General features: G+C 70.7%; 16 protein-coding genes. 5 read left to right on the top strand and 11 right to left on the bottom strand.

All coding sequences use genetic code 11. The annotated features are described in order from the left end of the window. Nucleotides 1-184: 184 nt before the first annotated feature. The 4 genes from E7Z54_RS22465 to E7Z54_RS22450 all read right to left on the bottom strand — a co-directional run bounded on the left by E7Z54_RS22465 (nt 185) and on the right by E7Z54_RS22450 (nt 7,031). Nucleotides 185-2,335 carry an alpha-galactosidase gene (locus tag E7Z54_RS22465; protein ID WP_136436954.1) on the bottom strand — a complete coding sequence of 717 codons (2,151 nt, stop codon included), beginning with the start codon at nt 2,333-2,335 and terminating at the stop codon, nt 185-187. Nucleotides 2,336-2,410: 75 nt separating this feature from the next. Next, nucleotides 2,411-3,934, bottom strand: a complete 1,524-nt coding sequence (locus E7Z54_RS22460; RefSeq protein WP_136436953.1) for an alpha-N-arabinofuranosidase — start codon at nt 3,932-3,934, stop codon at nt 2,411-2,413. Continuing rightward, nucleotides 3,931-5,994, bottom strand: coding sequence for a beta-galactosidase (locus tag E7Z54_RS22455; RefSeq protein ID WP_136436952.1), 2,064 nt, complete (start codon nt 5,992-5,994; stop codon nt 3,931-3,933). The genes E7Z54_RS22460 and E7Z54_RS22455 overlap by 4 nt, the downstream gene beginning before the upstream one ends. Next, on the bottom strand, nt 5,991-7,031 hold the full coding sequence (locus tag E7Z54_RS22450) for a LacI family DNA-binding transcriptional regulator (RefSeq protein WP_136436951.1): 1,041 nt from the start codon (nt 7,029-7,031) through the stop codon (nt 5,991-5,993). Before E7Z54_RS22450 ends, E7Z54_RS22455 begins: the two co-directional genes overlap by 4 nt. A 112-nt stretch (nt 7,032-7,143) precedes the next feature. Here E7Z54_RS22450 and E7Z54_RS22445 point away from each other — a divergent pair, with 112 nt between their 5' ends. The 5 genes from E7Z54_RS22445 to E7Z54_RS22425 all read left to right on the top strand — a co-directional run bounded on the left by E7Z54_RS22445 (nt 7,144) and on the right by E7Z54_RS22425 (nt 12,550). Continuing rightward, entirely contained in the window at nt 7,144-8,082 is a 939-nt protein-coding gene (locus E7Z54_RS22445; protein WP_240769853.1) for a carbohydrate ABC transporter permease, read from the top strand. Continuing rightward, nucleotides 8,082-8,951 carry a carbohydrate ABC transporter permease gene (locus E7Z54_RS22440; RefSeq protein WP_136436950.1) on the top strand — a complete coding sequence of 290 codons (870 nt, stop codon included), beginning with the start codon at nt 8,082-8,084 and terminating at the stop codon, nt 8,949-8,951. Before E7Z54_RS22445 ends, E7Z54_RS22440 begins: the two co-directional genes overlap by 1 nt. Before the next feature lie 15 nt (nt 8,952-8,966). Then, a complete protein-coding gene (locus tag E7Z54_RS22435; RefSeq protein ID WP_136436949.1) occupies nt 8,967-10,307 on the top strand; it encodes an ABC transporter substrate-binding protein in 1,341 nt (446 codons plus the stop codon). Nucleotides 10,308-10,407: 100 nt separating this feature from the next. Beyond that, nucleotides 10,408-12,159, top strand: coding sequence for a glycoside hydrolase family 35 protein (locus E7Z54_RS22430; RefSeq protein WP_136436948.1), 1,752 nt, complete (start codon nt 10,408-10,410; stop codon nt 12,157-12,159). 172 nt (nt 12,160-12,331) lie between these two features. After that, on the top strand, nt 12,332-12,550 hold the full coding sequence (locus E7Z54_RS22425) for a hypothetical protein (protein ID WP_136436947.1): 219 nt from the start codon (nt 12,332-12,334) through the stop codon (nt 12,548-12,550). A gap of 142 nt (nt 12,551-12,692) precedes the next feature. On the opposite strand, the gene E7Z54_RS22420 is transcribed toward E7Z54_RS22425, so the two are convergent. From E7Z54_RS22420 to ndk, 7 genes are all read right to left on the bottom strand, one after another. Continuing rightward, nucleotides 12,693-13,178 carry a diadenosine tetraphosphate hydrolase gene (locus E7Z54_RS22420; protein WP_136436946.1) on the bottom strand — a complete coding sequence of 162 codons (486 nt, stop codon included), beginning with the start codon at nt 13,176-13,178 and terminating at the stop codon, nt 12,693-12,695. Beyond that, the gene (gene rodA / locus E7Z54_RS22415; RefSeq protein ID WP_240769852.1) at nt 13,175-14,410 is read right to left on the bottom strand and encodes a rod shape-determining protein RodA; all 1,236 of its coding nucleotides are present in this window, start codon (nt 14,408-14,410) and stop codon (nt 13,175-13,177) included. Before rodA ends, E7Z54_RS22420 begins: the two co-directional genes overlap by 4 nt. After that, nucleotides 14,407-16,506, bottom strand: a complete 2,100-nt coding sequence (mrdA, locus tag E7Z54_RS22410) for a penicillin-binding protein 2 (protein ID WP_240769851.1) — start codon at nt 16,504-16,506, stop codon at nt 14,407-14,409. Before mrdA ends, rodA begins: the two co-directional genes overlap by 4 nt. A gap of 32 nt (nt 16,507-16,538) precedes the next feature. After that, nucleotides 16,539-17,129, bottom strand: coding sequence for a rod shape-determining protein MreD (mreD, locus tag E7Z54_RS22405; RefSeq protein WP_240769850.1), 591 nt, complete (start codon nt 17,127-17,129; stop codon nt 16,539-16,541). Beyond that, nucleotides 17,126-18,079, bottom strand: a complete 954-nt coding sequence (gene mreC, locus E7Z54_RS22400) for a rod shape-determining protein MreC (RefSeq protein ID WP_136436944.1) — start codon at nt 18,077-18,079, stop codon at nt 17,126-17,128. Before mreC ends, mreD begins: the two co-directional genes overlap by 4 nt. Then, nucleotides 18,079-19,110, bottom strand: coding sequence for a rod shape-determining protein (locus E7Z54_RS22395; protein ID WP_276606258.1), 1,032 nt, complete (start codon nt 19,108-19,110; stop codon nt 18,079-18,081). Before E7Z54_RS22395 ends, mreC begins: the two co-directional genes overlap by 1 nt. Nucleotides 19,111-19,308: 198 nt before the next feature. Beyond that, nucleotides 19,309-19,716, bottom strand: a complete 408-nt coding sequence (ndk, locus tag E7Z54_RS22390; RefSeq protein WP_136436943.1) for a nucleoside-diphosphate kinase — start codon at nt 19,714-19,716, stop codon at nt 19,309-19,311. Between the last annotated feature and the right edge of the window lie 32 nt (nt 19,717-19,748).

The raw sequence follows: 19,748 nt of genomic DNA, 5'->3' as shown, positions 1-19,748 counted from the left end.
CTCTCCGCCGGCCGCGACGTGCGCGAGCGCGAGCGCGACGACCGTCTCCACGCTGCTGAGCGCCGCCGGGAGCGCGACCCGGCGGCGGGGCACTCGGCGGGCGGTCAGCACCGGGCCATTGTGCCCCGAGAGGTCCGCGGACCGATGCGTCGGGGGCCGGCGCCAGGCACTTCGTCGCCTCCCGTCACGACGCCCCTTGGGCCACCACATGCACGATGACCAGCTCGTCGGCCCCCAGCAGCGGCGCGACCAGGCCGACCTCGTCGAGCAGTCGGCCGCTCATCACCACGCCGCCGTCGTACCACGCTGGCCGCGGTCGGCCCTCGGGCGACACGGTGAGGGGCACCGGCGTCACCCGGTACGCCGTCTCCGGGATCAGGCCGGGGATCCGGAGGCGACCGGCCGGCCGGCCCAGGGTGAGGTTCAGCGCCGACAGTCGGAACAGTGCCTCGAGCCCGTCGACGGCGACCACGCCGTCCAGCTGGAGGGCGTCGTGCCCGGTGTCCGCCCGCACGACGCGACCGGAGTGGAGGAGCCCGCGGAACCGCTTGTGCAGCGCGATCCAGGACCGGAGCTCCTCCCGCTCCTCCTCCGAGATGGTGGTGAGGTCCCACTCGACACCGAGATGTCCCCAGAGAGCGGTGCCGGCACGGAAGCGGAGGGTGTGCTGGCGCCCGGTGATGTGGTCGGCGCCCGATCCCACGTGGGTGCCCATCAGCTCGGGCGGGAGCGTCAGCCCCGTCCATCGGACCAGACGATGCCGCTCGTGCGCGTCGATGCAGTCGGAGACCCAGACCCGGTCGGTCCGTTCGAGGACTCCCAGGTCGAGCCGTCCGCCACCCCCGCAGCAGGACTCGATCTCCAGGCCCGGGTGCCTCGCACGGAGTGCGTCCATCAGGCGGTAGGCCGCGAGGGTCTGCCGGTGGACACCCGGGGTGCGGTCCCGGCCGCGACCGGCACCGGTCAGCGCACGGTTGTGGTCCCACTTGATGTAGCCGATTCCGTAGCGGTCCACCAGCGTCGAGATCTGGCCGAAGACGTGGTCCCAGGCGTCCTCATTGGTCAGGTCGAGAACGTGCTGGTGGCGTGAGCTGATGCCAGGACCGGCGTGGGTCCCCAGGATCCACTCGGGATGCGCCCGTGCCAGCTCCGAGTCGAGGCTGACCATCTCGGGCTCGAACCACAGCCCGAACTCCATGCCCAGGCTGCGCACCGTCTTCACCAGCGGTGCAAGGCCGTCCGGGAACACGTCCTCGTCCACGACCCAGTCGCCCAGGGAGCTCCTGTCGTCGCGCCGCCCCCTGAACCAGCCGTCGTCGAGGACATACCGCTCGACGCCCAGCTCGGCAGCCCGAACGGCGAGCTCGACGAGCTTGTCCAGGTCCAGGTCGAAGTAGACCGCCTCCCAGGTGTTGAGGAGCACGGGTCGCTCGCGCCGTGGGTGGGCCTCGCGCGCCCTGAGGTGCTCGTGGAAGCGACCGGAGAAGGCATCGAGCCCCTCCCCCCACGAGGCGTAGAGCCACGGCGAGGCATAGGTCTCGTCGTGACCCAGCACCATCTCGCCGGGCATGAGCAGCTCGCCTCCACGCAGCAGCTTCCAGCCGGTGAAGGAGCTCTCCGCGCAGAGCACCTGGTTGCCGCTCCAGCCGAGGTGGACACCCCAGACCCGACCGGACCGGAAGCCGAACCCGGACCGGCCGGCGCACAGCACGGTGGCCGAGTCGTGGCCGGGACGTCCGCCCCAGGCCTCTCGGACGTGCTGCCCCTGGGTGAACGCGTGGCGCTGGGGGGTGCGCTCGTGGGCGTGTCGCCCCGCCATGTCCAGCAGTTCGTCGGCCTCGGCCGGCACCGGCAGAGCCGGCTCGAGCAGCGTCACCTCATAGGGCGTCTCCGCCAGGTTCCGCACGCAGGCGCGCAGTCGCAGCAGACCGTTGCCGAACAGCTCGATCTCGGTGGTCACCTCCACCCCGGCCGACGCGTCCAGTGCGACGCTGGTGAGCCGGGTGCATTCGCTCGACTCCGTGACCGTGTGGTCGACCGAGTCGAAGGTCAGGGCCCAGGCCTGACCGCCACGGCTGCCCAGCAGACCCGGACGTCCGACCCAGCCGCTGGTCTGCTGCGGCAGCACGGACGCCCACGAGTGCTGGTAGATCGCCCCGTCGTCGGTCGGCATCTCCAGCGAGCGGAGGAGGTCGGCCAGGTGCTCCACCGCGAGGTCGCCGAGATCCGGTCCCCAGTGGAGGATGCACGGGAGCTCGGTGGAGTCCAGGCGGACCGCCAGGCTGGTGTCTCCGCGGCGGAGGTGCACGCCGCGGGCGGGCTGCGTCTGGGACATGGGGATACGACTCCTGGTGTGCGCGTCGCGTCAGTGGGAAAGTCGTCGATCTACCGAGGAGGTCGTGCCCTCACCTCACGTGGTCGCTGACGGGGCGGCGTCGACCGCGTCGCAGCTCGCTTCGAGGACGGTCCAGGACTCCGCGGGCAGGACGACCGACAGGGCGCCGCCGGGCCCTGGGGAGACGTCCGCTGCGGTGAACACGGTGTCGGACACCGACGAGGCATCAGCCGTGAGGGTGCGCGCAGACAGCCGGTGCGCCGTGGGGAGCCCGCGCTGCTCGAGGTGGACCGCGGTCGGGCTCGCCGAACGGTTGGTGAGGAAGACGCTCCACGCACCGGCCTCCGGGTCGAGGGTGGCGGCGGCCGTGACGGTCGGCACCTCGCCGTACCGGTCGGTGGCGACGGTGGCGCACTCCACCTCGGTGGCCAGGACGACGCCACGCGCCGCGGCGGTCACGGCGGCGAACGGGTGGAACGTCGGTTGACGCCAGGCCCCGCCGTTCGCCTCGGTCCTGATCGGGGCGATGACGTTCACCAGTTGGGCCTGGCAGGCGATCCGCACCCGGTCGGCGTGGTTGAGCAGCGAGATCAACAGGTCCCCGACCACCACGGCGTCGAGGGCGCTGTAGTCGTCCTCGAGCAGCCGCCCGGCCTCGGTGATCCGCGGCAGCCCCTCGTCGTTGAACCGGCGCTGGTACCAGACGTTCCACTCGTCGAACGCGATGCCGATCCGCTTGCTGCTGTGCTTGCGGGCCGCGACCGCGTCGATGGTCGCGGCGACCCCGTCGATGAACGAGTCCATGTCGGCGCCGGAGGCCAGGAAGCTGCGCCGGTCGCCGTCGACCTCCTCGTAGTAGGCGTGCATCGAGATGTGGTCCACCACGTCCCACGCGTGCTCGAGGACCTCGGACTCCCAGAACCCGAACGTCGGCATGGTGTGGTTGGAGCTGCCGCAGGCCACCAGCTCGAGGGTCGGGTCGACGAGCTTCATCGCCTTGCCCGCCTCCGCGGCGAGGCGTCCGTAGTCCGTCGCGGTCTTGGCTCCGATCTGCCACGGACCGTCCATCTCGTTGCCCAGGCACCACAGCCGGACGTCGTACGGCGCGTCCCGGCCGTGCTGCCGGCGCAGGTCCGACCAGTGCGTACCGGCCGGCAGGTTGCAGTACTCGACGAGGTCGGCAGCCGCCTGGACCCCGCGGGTGCCCAGGTTGACCGCCATCATCGGCGCGAGGCGGTTCCGCTCCGCCCAGCCGAGGAAGTCGTCGGTGCCGACCTGGTTGGTCTCGACCGACCGCCAGGCGAGGTCGAGCCGCCGCGGCCGCTCCTCCCGCGGGCCGATGCCGTCCTCCCAGCGGTAGCCGGAGACGAAGTTGCCGCCCGGATAGCGCACCAGCGTCACGCCGAGCTCGTCGACCAGCTCCTCCACGTCGCGGCGGAACCCGTGCTCGTCGGCTGCGGGATGGCCCGGCTCGAAGATGCCTGTGTAGACGCAGCGACCCAGGTGCTCGACGAAGCTGCCGAAGAGGCGGCGGTCGAGCGCGGCGCGCTCCCGTCGCCCGTCCAGCCAGACCCGCGCGGGACCGCTGACGTCGGTCATCGGCGGCTGCGGGCGAACACGGCCACCCCGGAGCCCGGCAACGCGTCGTGACCCGGATCGCCGTCGGACGAGAACAGCACGGGCTCGCCGACGTCGCCCAGCTCGCGGAGATCCACCGCGTCGTCGGTCCGGTTGACCAGGAACCAGAACTCCCGCTCGTCGTCGGTGCGGATGGTGAGCTCCACCCGACCGCGCAGCCCGCCGGGCAGCTCGCTGTCCACGCCGGCGGCGTCGAGCAGCCTGCCCACGAGGGGCTCGAGCCCCTCCGGACCGAGACGGGTGGAGACGTAGGTCGCGGAGCCTCCAGCCACGGCACGTCGCGTCACCGCCGGCCGACCGGCCTGCAGACCGGTCCGGTAGGTCGCGAGGATCTCCGTGTCCGGTGCCGTGGCGGTGATCCGGTCGGTCCACCGGGTCCCGGTGCTGCCGTCGTCGAGGTCCACCTCCTGACCGTCCAGGAGCGGTGCCAGCTCCTCGACGCGGATGCCGAGCAGCTCACGCAGGGCCCCCGGGTAGCCGCCGGGCCACACGTGGTTGTTCTCGTCCACGATGCCGGAGAAGTACGTCGTGACCAGGTGGCCGCCGCCTTCCACGAAGTCCCTCAACCGGTCGGCCGTCGCGGCCGGCATGACGTGCACCAGCGGCGCCACCACCAGGTCGTAGCCGAGGAGCGGAGCCCCGACCGGGAGGACGTCGGCGCGGACTCCGAGCGCCAGGAATGCGGCGTACCAGTCGAGCGCGTCCTCCCGGTGACTCAGCGAGGAGCTCGGATTGGCCTCGAGGTCGAGGGTCCAGGTCGACTCGATGTCGAACAGGATCGCCACCCGGGCCCGCTGCCGCCGCGACCCGACGACGGGGGCGAGCCGCTCCAAGTGCCCGCCCAGCCGAACCACCGTCCGGTAGACCTCACTGTCCTCGCCGGCGTGCGGCACCATCGCGGAGTGGTACTTCTCCGCGCCGGACACGGACTGTCGCCACTGGAAGAAGCAGACCGCGTCGGCTCCGTGCGCCACATGGGTGAGCGAGTCCCTGACGAGTGCGCCGTCGGCCTTGGGCGGGTTGATCGCGCGCCAGTTGACCGCACTGGTGGAGTGCTCCATCAGGAACCAGGGCTGGCCACCGGCGAGGCCGCTGGTCAGGTTCGCCGAGAACGACAGCTCGTCCAGGCCACGACCGTCGATCGTCGCGTAGTGGTCGTTGGAGACGAAGTCCACCTCCCCCGCCCAGTCGGCATAGTCGAGCCCGCTGAAGTTGGACATCACCATGAAGTTCGTCGTCACCGGGACGTCAGGGGTCAGCCGGTCGAGGACACCGCGCTCGGCGCGCAGGTAGTCCTTGAGGGCATCGGAGGAGAACCTCTTGAAGTCCAGCTGGTGCGTGGGATTCGGGATCGTGGGGGTCAGTCGCGGCGGCAGGACCTGGTCCCAGTCGCTGTAGCGCTGCGACCAGAACGCGGTACCCCAGGCGTGGTTGAGCACGTCGAGGTCGCCGTACCTCTCCGCCAGCCAGACGCGGAACGCGGCCGCGGCGTCGTCGGAGTAGTCGTAGAGGTTGTGGCACCCCAGCTCGTTGGAGACGTGCCAGGCGGCGAGCGCCGGATGGCTGGCATAGCGGCCGGCGATCGCTTCGACGACCGCGAGGGCGTGCTGCCGGAACACCGGCGACGTAGGCCGCCAGTGCTGCCGCGCGCCGGGCCACATGGTCTCGCCGGTGCGCGTGACGGGGAGGATCTCCGGGTGCTGGGCGCCCAGCCACGGGGGTGGCGAGGCGGTCGCGGTGGCGAGGTCGACGGCGATGCCGTGGGCGTGCAGCAGGTCCATCACCTCGTCGAGCCAGGTGAAGTCCCATGAGTCCTCGGCCGGCTGCAGGCGGGCCCAGGAGAAGATGCCGAGGGAGACGATGTTGACGCCGGCCCGGCGCATCAGCCGGACGTCCTCGTCCCACACCTCCCGGCCCCACTGGTCGGGGTTGTAGTCCGCCCCGAAGCCGAGGGGGCCACGAGCGCTCTCGATGGCCATGGAGTCGGGCCACCGCACCCACCGCTGGCGTCGGCGGCTCATGCGGTCGTGCTCCGTGGCGGGGCGGTGCTGGCCCGAACCACCAGCCGGGTCGGCACCAGACCCTCCTGCTCCTCGTGCTCGGTGGAGTGGATCTCCCTGATCAGGGTGTCGACCGCGCGGCGGCCGACCTCGTCGAACGACTGGTGGACCGTGGTGAGCGGTGGCCAGAAGTAGGCCGCCTCCTCCATGTCGTCGAAGCCGACCACGCTGACGTCCTCGGGGACTCGGCGACCCTGCTCGTGCAGGGCCCGCAGCAGCCCCAGGGCCATCTGGTCGTTCGCGGTGAAGACGGCGGTCACCTGCTCGTCGCCGGCCAGCCGGAGACCGGCCTCGTAGCCGGATCCGGTCGACCAGTCGCCGGGCAGCACGGGCGGCACCACCCGCCCGTGGGCCTCGAGGGTCGCCTGCCACGACGTCCGGCGGCGCCGCGCGGAAAAGGACAGCTCGGGGCCCGCGACGTGCCAGACCGTCTCGTGACCCAGCTCCAGCAGGTGCTCGGTGGCCAGGCGGGCACCGTGGGCCTGGTCGTTGTCGACGATCGGGTAGTCGTACTGCGCGCTGGAGTCGACCACGACGACCGGCAGTCCCTCCGGCACGGTGACCCCGTCGAGCCGGTGCGTCTCGACCAGGATGATGATGCCGTCCACGGCCTGCTCTCCGAGCTGGTTGAACGCGGCCCGGACCGCGTCGTCGGTGTCGTCCAGGACCGGCACAAGGTTGATGGCGTACCCGATCTCGACGGCGGCAGCCGCGATCGCGTCCAGCGTGTGGGTGGTGCCGACGCTGGAGAGCTCGAACGCGATCACGCCGATGCTCTGGAACCGCCCGGTGCGAAGCGCACGTGCCGCCCGGTTGGGCCGGTAGCCGACCGTGCGCATGGCGAGCAGCACCCGCTCCCGGGTCGCCGCGTCGACGTAGCGCGCGCCGTTCGCGACCCGGGAGACCGTCTGCCCCGAGACGCCGGCGATCCGGGCGACGTCGGCCTGCGAGGCCCCTCGCCGCGGCCCCGGACCCCCGGCGATGCTGTCTGTGCCCATGGACTAGATCCTTTCCGCCGCGCCTGTTGACGTCAACATGTGTCGTGCGTCACTGTACCTGTTGACGTCAACATGTCGCAGCCGACTTGCGGCAGGGAGAGGAGGCCGGACCGTGGCCCTGCGAGATAGTCTCCAGAACGTCCAGCGTGGCGCTCGCCCACCGGCAGGCCGGCGGCGATGGTGGTCGCGCAGCGACTCCAAGGGCTGGCTCTTCATCGGCCCCTTCCTGGTGGTCTTCGCGCTCACCTTCCTGGCTCCGATCGCCTACGCCGGCTACCTGAGCCTCTTCCGGGAGCAGGCCTTCTTCGGCACCAAGGAGTTCGTCGGACTGGACAACTACCTCGAGGTGTTCACCGACGAGAAGTTCTGGGACGGCGCGCTCCGCGTCCTGCTGTTCCTCGTCGTGCAGGTGCCGATCATGCTCGGTCTCGCCCTGGCTGCCGCGCTGGCCATCGACAGCGCGCGGCTCTACGCGTCGAACTTCTTCCGGCTGGTCATCTTCCTGCCCTACGCGGTGCCGGGCGTGGTGGCGGTGCTCATGTGGGGCTTCATCTACGGCACCAACTTCGGGCTCGCCGCGGACCTCAACCAGCTCTTCGGCACCTCGATCGCACCGCTCAGCCAGGGCTGGATGCTCGCGTCGATCGCCAACATCGTGACCTGGGAGTTCGTGGGCTACAACATGCTGATCTTCTACTCGGCACTGCGCACGGTGCCCGGGGAGGTCTACGAGGCCGCCGCCATCGACGGCGCCGGGACGTTCCGGACGGTGCTCTCGATCAAGATCCCGGCACTGCGCGGAGCGATCGTCATCGCCACCATCTTCTCGATCATCGGGACCTTCCAGCTGTTCAACGAGCCGAACATCCTGCGCACCCTGGAACCCAACGTCATCACGACGTACTACACACCGAACCTCTACGCCTACAACCTGTCCTTCGGTGGGCAGCAGTACAACTACTCGGCGACCGTCGCCATCGTCATGGGTCTCCTGACCGCGGTGATCGCCTACGTCATCCAGCTGCGCGGCTCCCGGGAGGCGATGAAGTGATGCGACGCGCCCACACCTCACGACTGACCCCGGGTCGGTCGCCGCTGCTCACCGGCCTGATGCTGCTGTACCTGGTCTACACGCTGGTGCCCCTCGTGTGGCTGATGCTGAGCGCCACCAAGTCACAGGACGACCTGTTCTCGAGCCCGGGGCTGTGGTTCGGCGACGACTTCTCGTTCTTCAGCAACATCCGGGACACGCTGACCTACGACGACGGCATCTACCTCCGCTGGCTCGGCAACACGCTGCTCTACGTCGTCGTGGGTGCCGGGGGCGCCACCCTGCTGGCCACCGCGGCGGGCTACGGCCTGGCCAAGTTCCGCTTCCCCGGACGCCAGGCCGTGTTCGCCGTCATCATCGGCGCGGTCGCCGTGCCCGGCACCGCCCTGGCGGTGCCGACGTTCCTGATGTTCTCCAACCTGGGCCTGACGAACACGGTGTGGGCGATCATCATCCCCTCGCTGATCAGCCCGTTCGGGCTCTACCTGATGTGGGTCTACGCCGCCGACGCCGTCCCACAGGAGCTGCTCGAGGCGGCGCGGATGGACGGCGCCGGCGAGATCCGGATCTTCTTCACCGTCGCCCTGCGCCTGCTCGCCCCCGGCATCGTCACGGTCCTGCTGTTCGCGGTGGTCTCGACCTGGAACAACTACTTCCTGCCGCTGATCATGCTCAGCGAGCCGAAGCTCTACCCGCTCACCGTGGGCCTCACCCAGTGGAGTAGCCAGGCGATCGGCGCGAACGCGCAGCCCGTCTACAACCTCGTGGTCACCGGATCCCTGCTGACCATCGTCCCGCTCGTCATCATCTTCATCTTCCTTCAGCGGTTCTGGCAGTCCGGCCTGACCGCGGGCAGCGTCAAACAGTGAAGTGAAAGGAAAGCCATGTTGATCACCAGTGGGCGCAGAGGCCGCCGGCTCGCCCTTGCCGCGGCGGCTCTCACCGCCGCCTCCCTCCTCGCGGGCTGCGGCTCGTCGGAGGGCGGGGGCGGCGCGAGCGAGGGCTCGGCCGAGGACCTCGATGCCGCCCTCGAGAAGGGCGGCACCATCACCTACTGGACGTGGACCCCGTCCGCCGAGGCCCAGGTGGCGGCGTTCGAGGACCAGTACCCGAACGTCGACGTGAAGCTGGTCAACGCCGGAACCGGCAACGACCACTACACGAAGCTGCAGAACGCGATCAAGGCCGGGACCGGCGGCCCGGACGTCGCCCAGGTCGAGTACCAGGCCCTGCCCCAGTTCGCGCTTCCGGGCAACCTGGTCGACCTGCGCCAGTACGGCTTCGACGAGTACGCCGACGACTACACCGCGTCCACCTGGGCGTCCGTGCACGCCGGCGACGGCCTGTTCGGCCTGCCGCAGGACTCCGGCCCGATGGCGCTGTTCTACAACCAGCAGGTCTTCGACAAGCACGGCCTGGAGGTGCCGGCGACCTGGGACGAGTACGTCGACGCGGCCGAGAAGCTCAAGGCGGCCGACCCCTCCGCGTGCATCACCAACGACAGCGGCGACGCGGGGTTCACCACCAGCATGATCTGGCAGGCCGGCGGCACGCCGTTCCAGACCGACGGCGACCAGGTCACCATCGATCTGCAGGACGAGGGCGCCCAGAGGTGGACAGGCGTGTGGAACAAGCTCGTCGAGGGCGAGCTGGCCTGCAACATCCCGGGCTGGACCGAGGAGTGGTTCAAGGCGCTCGGCGACGGAACGATCGCCACCATCCCGCTCGGGGCCTGGGCACCCGGTGTGTTCGAGCAGTCCGTGCCCGACGGTGCGGGCAAGTGGCGGGTCGCCCCGATGCCGACGTACGACGGCGAGCCGGCGACCGCCGAGAACGGCGGCAGCACGCAGTCGGTGCTGAAGCAGAGCAAGAACCCGGCGCTGGCGGCGGCGTTCGTGCGCTGGCTCAACCACGAGGAGGGCGTCGAGCCGTTCCTGGCGAGCGGTGGCTTCCCGGCGACGGTCGCCGACCTGGAGGACCCGGCGTTCGTCGACAAGAAGAGCGAGTACTTCGGCGGCCAGCAGGTCAACCAGGTGCTGACCGACGCAGCCAACAACGTGGTCGAGGGCTGGCAGTACCTGCCGTACCAGCTCTACGCCAACAGCATCTACGGCGACACCGTCGGCAAGTCCTACCAGACCCACTCCGACCTCAACGACGGGTTGGTCTCCTGGCAGGACGCGCTCGTGGAGTACGGCAACCAGCAGGGCTTCAGCGTCGACTGAGCCTGCACTGATCGACCACTGACGGGACGGACAGCCCCCGCGAGCAGCCCCGTGCTGCGGGCAGCGGTGGCTGTCCGTCCCGCGCGAGCGAGAGGTACGCATGCCCGAGTTCACGATCGGCGAGACCGACTTCGTCCTCGACGGTTCGCCGTTCCGGATCCTCTCCGGCGCACTGCACTACTTCCGAGTCCACCCCGACCACTGGGCGGACCGGATCGATAAGGCCCGGCTGATGGGCCTCAACACCATCGAGACCTACGTGCCGTGGAACGCCCACAGCCCTCGGCCCGGTGTCTTCGACACCGACGGGATCCTCGATCTCGCTCGGTTCCTGCGCCTGGTGGGCGAGGCAGGCATGTTCGCGATCGTCCGTCCCGGACCGTTCATCTGCGCGGAGTGGGACAACGGCGGGCTTCCGTCCTGGCTGTTCCGCGAGCCGGGCGTCGGGATCCGCAGCCACGAGCCACGCTTCCTGGACGAGATCGAGAAGTACCTGGACCAGGTGCTGGCGCTCGTGCACCCGCACCAGGTCCACCTGGGTGGACCGGTTCTGCTGGTCCAGGTGGAGAACGAGTACGGCGCGTACGGCGACGACCGGGCCTACCTGCAGGCGCTCGTGGAGATGATCCGGGGGGCCGGCATCGGCGTTCCGCTGGTCACCGTGGACCAGCCGGTCGACGCGATGCTCGCCGCCGGCGGGCTCGAGGGGGTGCTGCGCACCGCCTCCTTCGGCTCCGACAGCCAGAACCGGTTGCGCACCCTGCGCCAGCACCAACCGACCGGGCCGCTGATGTGCATGGAGTTCTGGGACGGCTGGTTCGACCACTGGGGAGGCCGGCACCACACCACCGCGGTCGACCAGGCCGCCGAGGAGCTCGACGCTCTCCTCGCCGCGGGGGCCTCGGTGAACGTGTACATGTTCCACGGCGGCACGAACTTCGGGCTGACCAACGGGGCCAACGACAAGGGCATCTACCGGCCGACCGTGACGTCGTACGACTACGACGCTCCGCTGGACGAGGCCGGGAACCCGACCGCGAAGTACTTCGCGTTCCGCGAGGTCCTCTCCCACTACGCGCCGGTGCCGGCCGAGACCCCCGGTGCCGCCGGCCCCGCCCCCGAGCAGGCGGTCGCGCTGGGCGAGCCGATCCGGCTGCTCGACGACCCGGCGCGCTGGGGCTCCTGGAGCAGGTGGGAGTCGCTCCCGATGCTGGACGAGCTGGACGTCCGACTGGCCGTCTACCGGACGGAGCTGCCCGGCGGCGACCAGCCATCCGTGCTGAGCCTCGGCGAGGTCCGCGACCGGGCTGCTGTCCTCCTCGACGGCGCACCGGTCGGCATCCTCGAGCGGGAGCATCACGAACGGGCGATCGCACTGCCGTGCGGGCGCGGCCGACTGGACCTGGTCGTCGAGGACCAGGGCCGGGTCAACTACGGCACCCGCATCGGTGAGCACAAGGGGCTGATCGGGCCGGCACTCCTCGACGGGATGCCGCTCACGGGCTGGGAGGTCCTCGCCATCGACCTCGACCGGGTGCCGCAGCTGTGGGAGACCGCCGCTCTGGACGGCCGTGGACCGGGCGTCGGGCCCACCGCATGGCGCGCGACCTTCCTCGTCGAGCACCCCATCGACCTGTTCCTCGACACCGCGGGCTGGGGCAAGGGCATCTCCTGGGTCAACGGCTTCTGCCTGGGGCGCTACTGGCGGCGCGGGCCGCAGCGCACCCTCTTCGTGCCGGGGCCGGTGCTGCGACCCGGCCACAACGAGCTCGTCGTCCTGGAGCTGGACGTGCTCGCCGATCCGACGGCGCGGTTCGTCGCCGGGCCGTCCCTGGGTCCGCTGGAGGACTGAGCAGGACCGCGGCACGCCCGGGGCGCCGAGGGTCACGCGGAACCGGGTGCCGATCTCGGCAAGCGGTGGCCCCGTCCGCTCCGAATCACTGTCGTCCCACACGCAGCGGACGGTCACCACCACCCGGCCCGAGGACGGGCCGGATCCCTACCAGCCTTGGGAGTCGAAAGTCATGGACGACCTCACACCGAGCTCCGAGCGCCATCGGCGACACCTGCTCTCGCCCCAGACCGTCACCAGGTCAGCCGACACCTCCCACGATGCCGACCTCACCCGTCGGCACGGACAGGGCAACGGCGTGCGGATGCACAGCATCTACTTCGCCGCGGTCTCCCTGACCGCGCTCGTGCTGCTCATCGTCGCCATCGCCGTCGCCACCATGCGGATGTAGCAGGCTCTGCCGGCGCACGTCCGCTGATACGCCAGCCGAGATGACGGCCGAGATGACGACCGAGATGACGACCGAGCCACGCAGAGCCCGATTCCGCCGCGGTGCGCTCGATCAGGCCGGCGATGTGCACCGCCCTCGGGCCTTAGCCGGCGATCTGCGAAACCTCCTGGTCGATCTCCGCAATCAGCTCCGCCCGCAGCTCGTCGTGCTGTGGCCCGAGCATGTGCTGCTCGGGATCCACCCGACCGGCCCAGTGATACAGGGCAGCCGGCCAGCCGACGACGTCGACCGGCTCCCAGTCGTAGCGCGGCGTCACGTGCGCATGGAGGAACGCGTCGGTGTTCCCCTGGATCTCCAGGTTGATCCGCCTGAACTGCGGATCACGACGCCCGCACACCGCAGCCACGGCGCGGCCGAGCAGGGCCATGTCGTCGAGGAACAGCCGCTGCTCGCGCAGGGGTAGGTCGGTCAGCTGGTCCGCCCCCGGCGTGTCGGTGATCAGGACGCAGTAGCCCGGCAGGTGCTGGAAGTCCCCGACGACGGCGAAGCCTGCGCGCAGACGGCGGAGCACCGTGGGGTTCGTGCCAGCGAGTGCAGTCCCGACCCGGTCTCGGCGGAAGTCGCTCATCCCCGGACCAGGACCCGCTTCGCGGGCGTCAACCGCGACGCCGGGGCCGACGACGTCCGGAGGTGGATGTTCTGCAGCAGCCCGACGGCGAGCATCGAGGCGAACATCGAGGACCCTCCGTAGGACACGAAGGGCAGCGGGACACCGGTGACCGGCATGATCCCGAGACACATGCCGATGTTCTGGAACGCCTGGAAGCCGAACCAGCAGGCGATGCCGGCCGCGGCGATCCGGCCGAAGACGTCGTCGGTGCGCACGGCGATCCGCAGCGCGCGCCACAGCACGACGCCGAGCAGTGCCACGATCAGCGTGGCGCCGACCAGGCCGAGCTCCTCGCCGGCGACGGTGAACACGAAGTCGGTGTGCTGCTCGGGCACGAAGCCGGACTGGGTCTGGGAGCCACCGAAGAGGCCCTGACCGAAGAGTCCGCCGTTGCCGACGGCGATCCGCGCCTGCTCGACGTTGTAGCCGGCGCCCCTCGGGTCGAGGCCGGGGTCGGTGAAGGCGAGGAACCGGAGGATCTGGTACTGCTCGAGCATCCCGCTCGCCACGGCTCCGGCGGCCGCCGCGACACCGCCGGCGGCGAGCGCCGCGAGCCAGCGCCGATGCACCCCCGACGCGGCGATCACGCCGAACACGGTCGCGGTCAGCACCAGCATCGTGCCGAGGTCGGGCTGGGTTAGGATCAGTGCCGCCGGAACACCGGCGACCGCGAGCATGAGGAGTACGTCGACGGTGCCCACCCGGTCCCGCCAGCGGCCCTCGCTCCGCTCGGCGACCACCAGCGCCATGCCGACGACCACCGCGAGCTTCGCCAGCTCCGAGGGCTGGAAGGACATCCCGCCGATGATCAGCCACGACCGCGAGCCGTTGATCGTCGAGCCCATGACCAGCACGAGCACCAGACCGGTGACGGCGAGCAGGTAGGCGACCGGCGCGAGGATTCGTACCCAGCGATGGTCGGTCATCACCACGATCGCCATCAGCCCGAGTCCCAGCACGACGTTGACGACCTGCTTGAAGAGGAACGCGCGCGGGTCTCCCCCTGTCAGGTCGTCGCGCTCGAGGGTCGCCGACCAGATTAGGGAGCAGCCGATCACCGACAGCGCGACCACCGCGACGAGAAGCGGGCGGTCGATGTCGGACCAGCGCATCAGCGAGACCCGGCGGGAGGAGGCGGCTCGCTGCGGCCGGGCGGCGGTGGCGCGGGTGGCCTGGATCCGGTTGCTCATCGGCGTTCCTTCGGATCGCGGGCGGGCGGCAGGATGGAGCCGTCCCGGCCGAAGGTGGGCAGTGCGGCCGGCGGCGTGACACCGGGGATCGCGGCCTTGTCGCGCCGGACCCGGTCGCCCTCGATCCCGTAGATCGACTCCCAGATGGCGCGGATGCCGTCGCCCGTGGAGCCTGAGCCGGTGCCGCCCTGGCTGATCATCATCACCACGACGTAGTCCTTGGTGTACGACGCCACCCAGCCGGTCGACTGCTTCCCGTAGACCTCGGCCGACCCGGTCTTCGCCCGGATCTGCACGTCGTCGATCGGGAAGCCGCCGAGCTTCCAGGCCATGGTGCCGGTGCGGGCGACGTCCTTGAGCGCCTCGTCGATGTAGTCCAGGACCCGCTGGGGGATCTTCAGCTCGCGCTGCTTCTTCGGCTCGATCTCGCGGATCGTCTCGCCGTCCGGCGAGACGATCGCCTTGCCGATCCGCGGCTCCCACAGCGTGCCGCCGTTGGAGATCGCGGCGTACGCGCGAGCGAGCTGCAGCGGGGTCACGATCGTGTCGCCCTGGCCGATCGCGAAGTTCACGGCGTCGCCGGCGCGGTAGGCGTAGCCCTCGATGCAGAACTCGCGGGCGAACTTGTAGACGAAGTCGCTGGTGTCCTCGTCCTGCGGCTTGTCCGCGATCCCGCAGTAGTAGTCCTTCTGGGAGTCGTAGTACTCCCGCTTCCATCTGCGGTCCGCGATCCGGCCCGATGCCTCCCCCGGCAGGTCGATGCCGGTGCGCTTGCCGAAGCCCCAGTACTTCGCGCCCTCGACGAGCGGGTCCTTCGCCTTCACGTCGTCGACGTCGGAGCCGTACTTCCTCCAGTAGTCGAACCCGATCCGGTAGAAGAAGGTGTTGCAGGAGACCTCCAGCGCGCGGGCGAACCCGATGATGCCGTGGGCGCCGGACTCGAAGTTCTTGAAGTCGCGGTTGCCGACCCGGAAGGAGGAGCCGCACGGGAGCGTCGTGTCGAGCGAGTAGCCGTGGGTGAGCGCCGAGGACGTCATGAACGGCTTCCAGGTCGACCCCGGCGCGAACTGCCCCTGCGTCGCGCGGCCGAGCAGCGGGGTCCCCGCGGCCTCGGAGTAGAGCCGCTCGAGCTGCTTGTCGGTGATCCCGCCGACCCACACCGACGGGTCGTACGTCGGCTGGCTGGCCATCGCCACGATCCGGCCGGTCTTCGCCTCCATCACGACGGCGGCGCCCGAGTCGGCCTCGAAGTTCCGGCCGGTGACCTTGTCGCGGGTCTGCCGCGCGATGGCGATCATCTCGGCGAGCTGCTTCTCCACGACACCCTGGATCTTCGCGTCGATCGAGGTCACCAGCGTGTCCCCGGGCTGGGCCTCCAGGTCGGACACGTCGTCGCGCACCCGCCCCTTCGAGTCGACCGCGACCTGTTGGTAGCCCGGCTGCCCGCGCAGCCACTCGTCGTACTCCTTCTCGACACCGGCGCGGCCGACGACCGAGGCGCCGTTGACGGAGCTGTCGCCGGACGCCTCGGCAGCCTCCAGCTCGTCCTTGGTGATCGGGCTGTTGTAGCCGAGCAGATGGGCCGCGTTCACCCCGTACGGCTGGGGGTACTGCCGGACGCTCTGTCGGTCCACCACCACGCCGGGGAAGTCCTCCGGCTGCTCGAGGATCCGCAGGGCGGCGGCCTCCTTCACGTCGAGGGCGACCGGCACCGGCTGGTAGGGCGACCCGTTCCAGCACTCCCCCGCCACCGCGCCCGCGTCGCCACAGAGCAGCAGCTTGCCCTCGAGCCGCTTGACCCGCATGCCGATCGCCTTCGCCGTGCGCTGCAGCAGCGTGGTGCGGTCCTGCTCCGACATCTTGCCGAGCAGGGTCCGGTCGAGCGAGACGACCCAGGTCAGCCGGTTGGTCACCAGCGGGCGGCCCATCGCGTCGACGATCAGGCCGCGCTGCGGCTGCACCACGATCTCGCGGACCGACTGCGAGGCCGCCTGGCCCTGGTACTCCTCCCCCGAGACGACCTGCAGGTAGTAGAGCCGCGCGGCGAGGGTCGCCAGCAGCGAGAAGACGAGGGTCTGGATGACGATCAGCCGCAAGCGGCTGCGGTGCGACGCCGCCGGAGCGCCCATCAGGCCCGGACCCGCACTCGGTCGCCGAGGTCGTCGCTGGCGAGCCTGCGGTGGAGCCAGAGCGTGGCCGGGACGACCGCCAGCGCGGCGATCACGTCGAGCAGCAGCGCGACCAGCGCGACCGGCAGCAGGTCGGAGACCGCCACCGCCGCGTCGTCGACCAGCAGGCCGGTGAGGGCGAAGACGGAGGTCCCGATGAACGAGCCGCCAGCGGCCGCGGCCAGCATCAGGGGAACCGGCGGACGGCGCACCGACTCCGGCTCGAACCGTCCGACGTCGGCGGTGTTGTCGTGCACCAGCCGACCCACGACGTACCCGACCACCATCAGCGCGAGTGCCCAGCGGCCGGCGACGTGGTCGGCGGGTGGAGCCACGTCCAGCAGCAGCCCCGCGCCGAAGCCGGCGAGCGTCGCGAACCGGGTGTCGGTGGCGATCGCCGTCGCGACGACGACGAGCAGGACCAGATCGGGGACGACGCCGAGCCCGCCGATGCGCCACGCGAAGTGCGGCAGCACCGTCACCTGCAGCACCAGGGCGCCGACCACGGCGACGATGACGGCGAGCAGGCGGCCCGCGGACCCCGCCCTCACTGGAGGCTCCCGTCGGCCTCGATCACGCGGCCCTCGGTGCCGGAGGGCACCACCACCCCGACCAGGTCGAGCGAGGTGAAGTCGACGCCCGGTTCGATCACCGCGCGGTAGGACGTCTCCCGCAGGGACTCGTATACCTTGACGACCTTGCCGATCGGAACGCCCGCGACGTAGGGCGCGCCACCCTCGCTGCCCCAGGTCACGACGCCCTGGCCGATCTTCGGGACGACGTTGCGGTCGGCGAGCTCGAGCTCGAGCCGGTCATCGGTGCCGAGGGTGCCGTGACCACGGACGAAGCCGAGCTCGAGGTTGTCGCCGATCCGGCCGCCGACGGCCGACGTGGCGTCGACGATGAGCAGCACGGTGGCGGTGTGGTTGGTGACCGCGGTGATCCGGCCGACCAGTCCCTCCGCCGCGACGACGGTCATGTCGGGCCGCAGGCCGGCGTCGGAGCCGGCGTCGAGGGTGACCGTGCTGGAGAACGACTGCGCCGGTCCGATCGCGATCACCCGGGCCGGCACGAGCGCGTAGCCGAGGTCGCCCGCCACGGCGCGGAGTCCCTCGAGCTGCCCGAGCCGGTGTTCGTCGTACCCCGCCTTGGTGAGCTGGTTGCGCAGCTCGGCGTTCTCGGCCTCGAGCGCGGCGACGTCGTGGTGGAGCGAGCCGTTGCTGCGCAGGGCGGCGGGGATCCCCGCGACCGGGCGGACCACGGTGGCGGCGGCGGCCTGGACCGGGCCGATCACCTCGCCGACGATGCGACGGACCGGCTGCACCGGCGAGTCCTCGCCGCCGGCCCGGTCGAGGACCATCAGTGTCGTGCAGGCCAGGACCAGCGCGAGGACCAGCGCGCGCGAGGGACGGCCCCGGTCGGTCTCGGGGTCCCGCTGCGCGGACGTACGGCGAGCGGGGGCCTGCTGGGCCGGGCGGACCGGCCGCGTGTCGATGGCCATCAGAACCGCCGAGGGTTGGTGACCAGCACCTGTTGGAGGGCCTCGAACTCCTCGACGCACCGACCGGCGCCCATCGCCACCGAGACCAGCGGGTCGTCGGCCACGTGGACCGGCATGCCCGTCTCGTGGCGGATCCGCTCGTCGAGGCCGCGCAGCAGCGCACCACCGCCGGTGAGCACGATGCCGCGGTCCATGATGTCGCCGGAGAGCTCGGGCGGCGTCTGGTCGAGGGTCACTCGCACGGCGTCGACGATCGCGTGCAGCGGCTCCTCGAGAGCCTGGCGGATGTCGGCACTCGTGACGTTCACGGTGCGCGGGAGTCCGGTGACCATGTCCCGCCCACGGACCTCGCCTTCGGGCTCACCGGGCCGCGGGAAGGCGGAGCCGAGCGTGATCTTGACGTCCTCGGCCGTGCGCTCGCCCAGCATCACGCCGTGCTCCTTCTTCATCCACGCGATGATCGCGGCGTCGATGTCGTCGCCGGCCGTGCGGATCGAGAGGGAGGTGACGATGCCGCCGAGCGAGATCACGGCCACCTCCGTCGTGCCGCCCCCCACGTCGACGATCATGTTTCCGGTCGCCTCGTGCACGGGCAGCCCGGCGCCGATCGCCGCCGCCATCGGCTCCTCGACGACGTAGACCCGGCGGGCGCCGGCCTGGTAGCCGGCCTCCTTCACGGCGCGCTGCTCCACCGGCGTGATCGAGCTCGGCACGCAGATGACCATGCGGGGCTTGGCGAAGTAGCGGCGTCGGTGCACGCGGGCGATGAAGTGCCGCAGCATCTGCTCGGTGGCCTCGAAGTCGGCGATCACGCCGTCGCGCAGCGGCCGGAGGGCGGTGATGTTGTCGGGGGTGCGGCCCAGCATCTGCTTCGCCTCGTGCCCGACCGCGATCACCTCACCGGTGGAGTCGTTGAGCGCCACCACACTGGGCTCGTCCAGCATGACGCCGCGTCGGCGGACGTAGACGAGGGTGTTGGCCGTGCCCAGGTCGACGGCCATGTCCCGGCCGATGATCGAGTTCGCCCTCACGCATGCCTCGCAAAGCGTCGCCGGACCCACCCAGGTCGGCGGATCCGCTCGTGCGCATTCGGGGAAGCCGGGTCACTCCAGGGAGTGCACCGGGGCGACCACCGGGCGCACGGACACGGCGGCCTCCGGTTGCGAGCGTAAGGAAGCCGCGGCCCGATGGCGTGCAGGCACGCCGAGGGAGGTCTCGCGGAAGGGCCGTCAGAGGTTGGGGAACCAGAGCGCGATCTCGCGCTTCGCGGACTCCGGGGAGTCCGACCCGTGCACGAGGTTCTCGCGGTTGGAGAGCGAGAGGTCGCCCCGGATGGTGCCGGGCGCGGCCTTGCGTCCGTCCGTGGCGCCGTTGAGACCGCGGACCACCTCGATCGCCTCGTCGCCCTCGAGCACCAGCGCGACCATCGGCCCGCTCGTCACGAAGTCACGCAGCGGCGGGTAGAAGTCACGCTCCACGTGCTCGGCGTAGTGGGCGTCGGCCTGGGCGGCGTCGATGTGCCGCTGCTCCATGGCAACGATGCTCAGCCCCTTGGCCTCGAAGCGCGTCAGCACGCTGCCGACCAGGCCGCGCCGGACCGCGTCGGGCTTGATGAGGACGAGTGTGCGTTGGGTCACCGGGACAAACTATCGACCCTCGCCGCACGCCC

The sequence above is a fragment of the Nocardioides sp. genome (assembly GCF_004803405.1).
GTDB classification, from domain to species: Bacteria; Actinomycetota; Actinomycetes; order Propionibacteriales; family Nocardioidaceae; genus Nocardioides; species Nocardioides vastitatis.
Note: the sequence above shows the minus strand (reverse complement) of the source record. Positions and strands in the feature narration are given on the sequence as shown.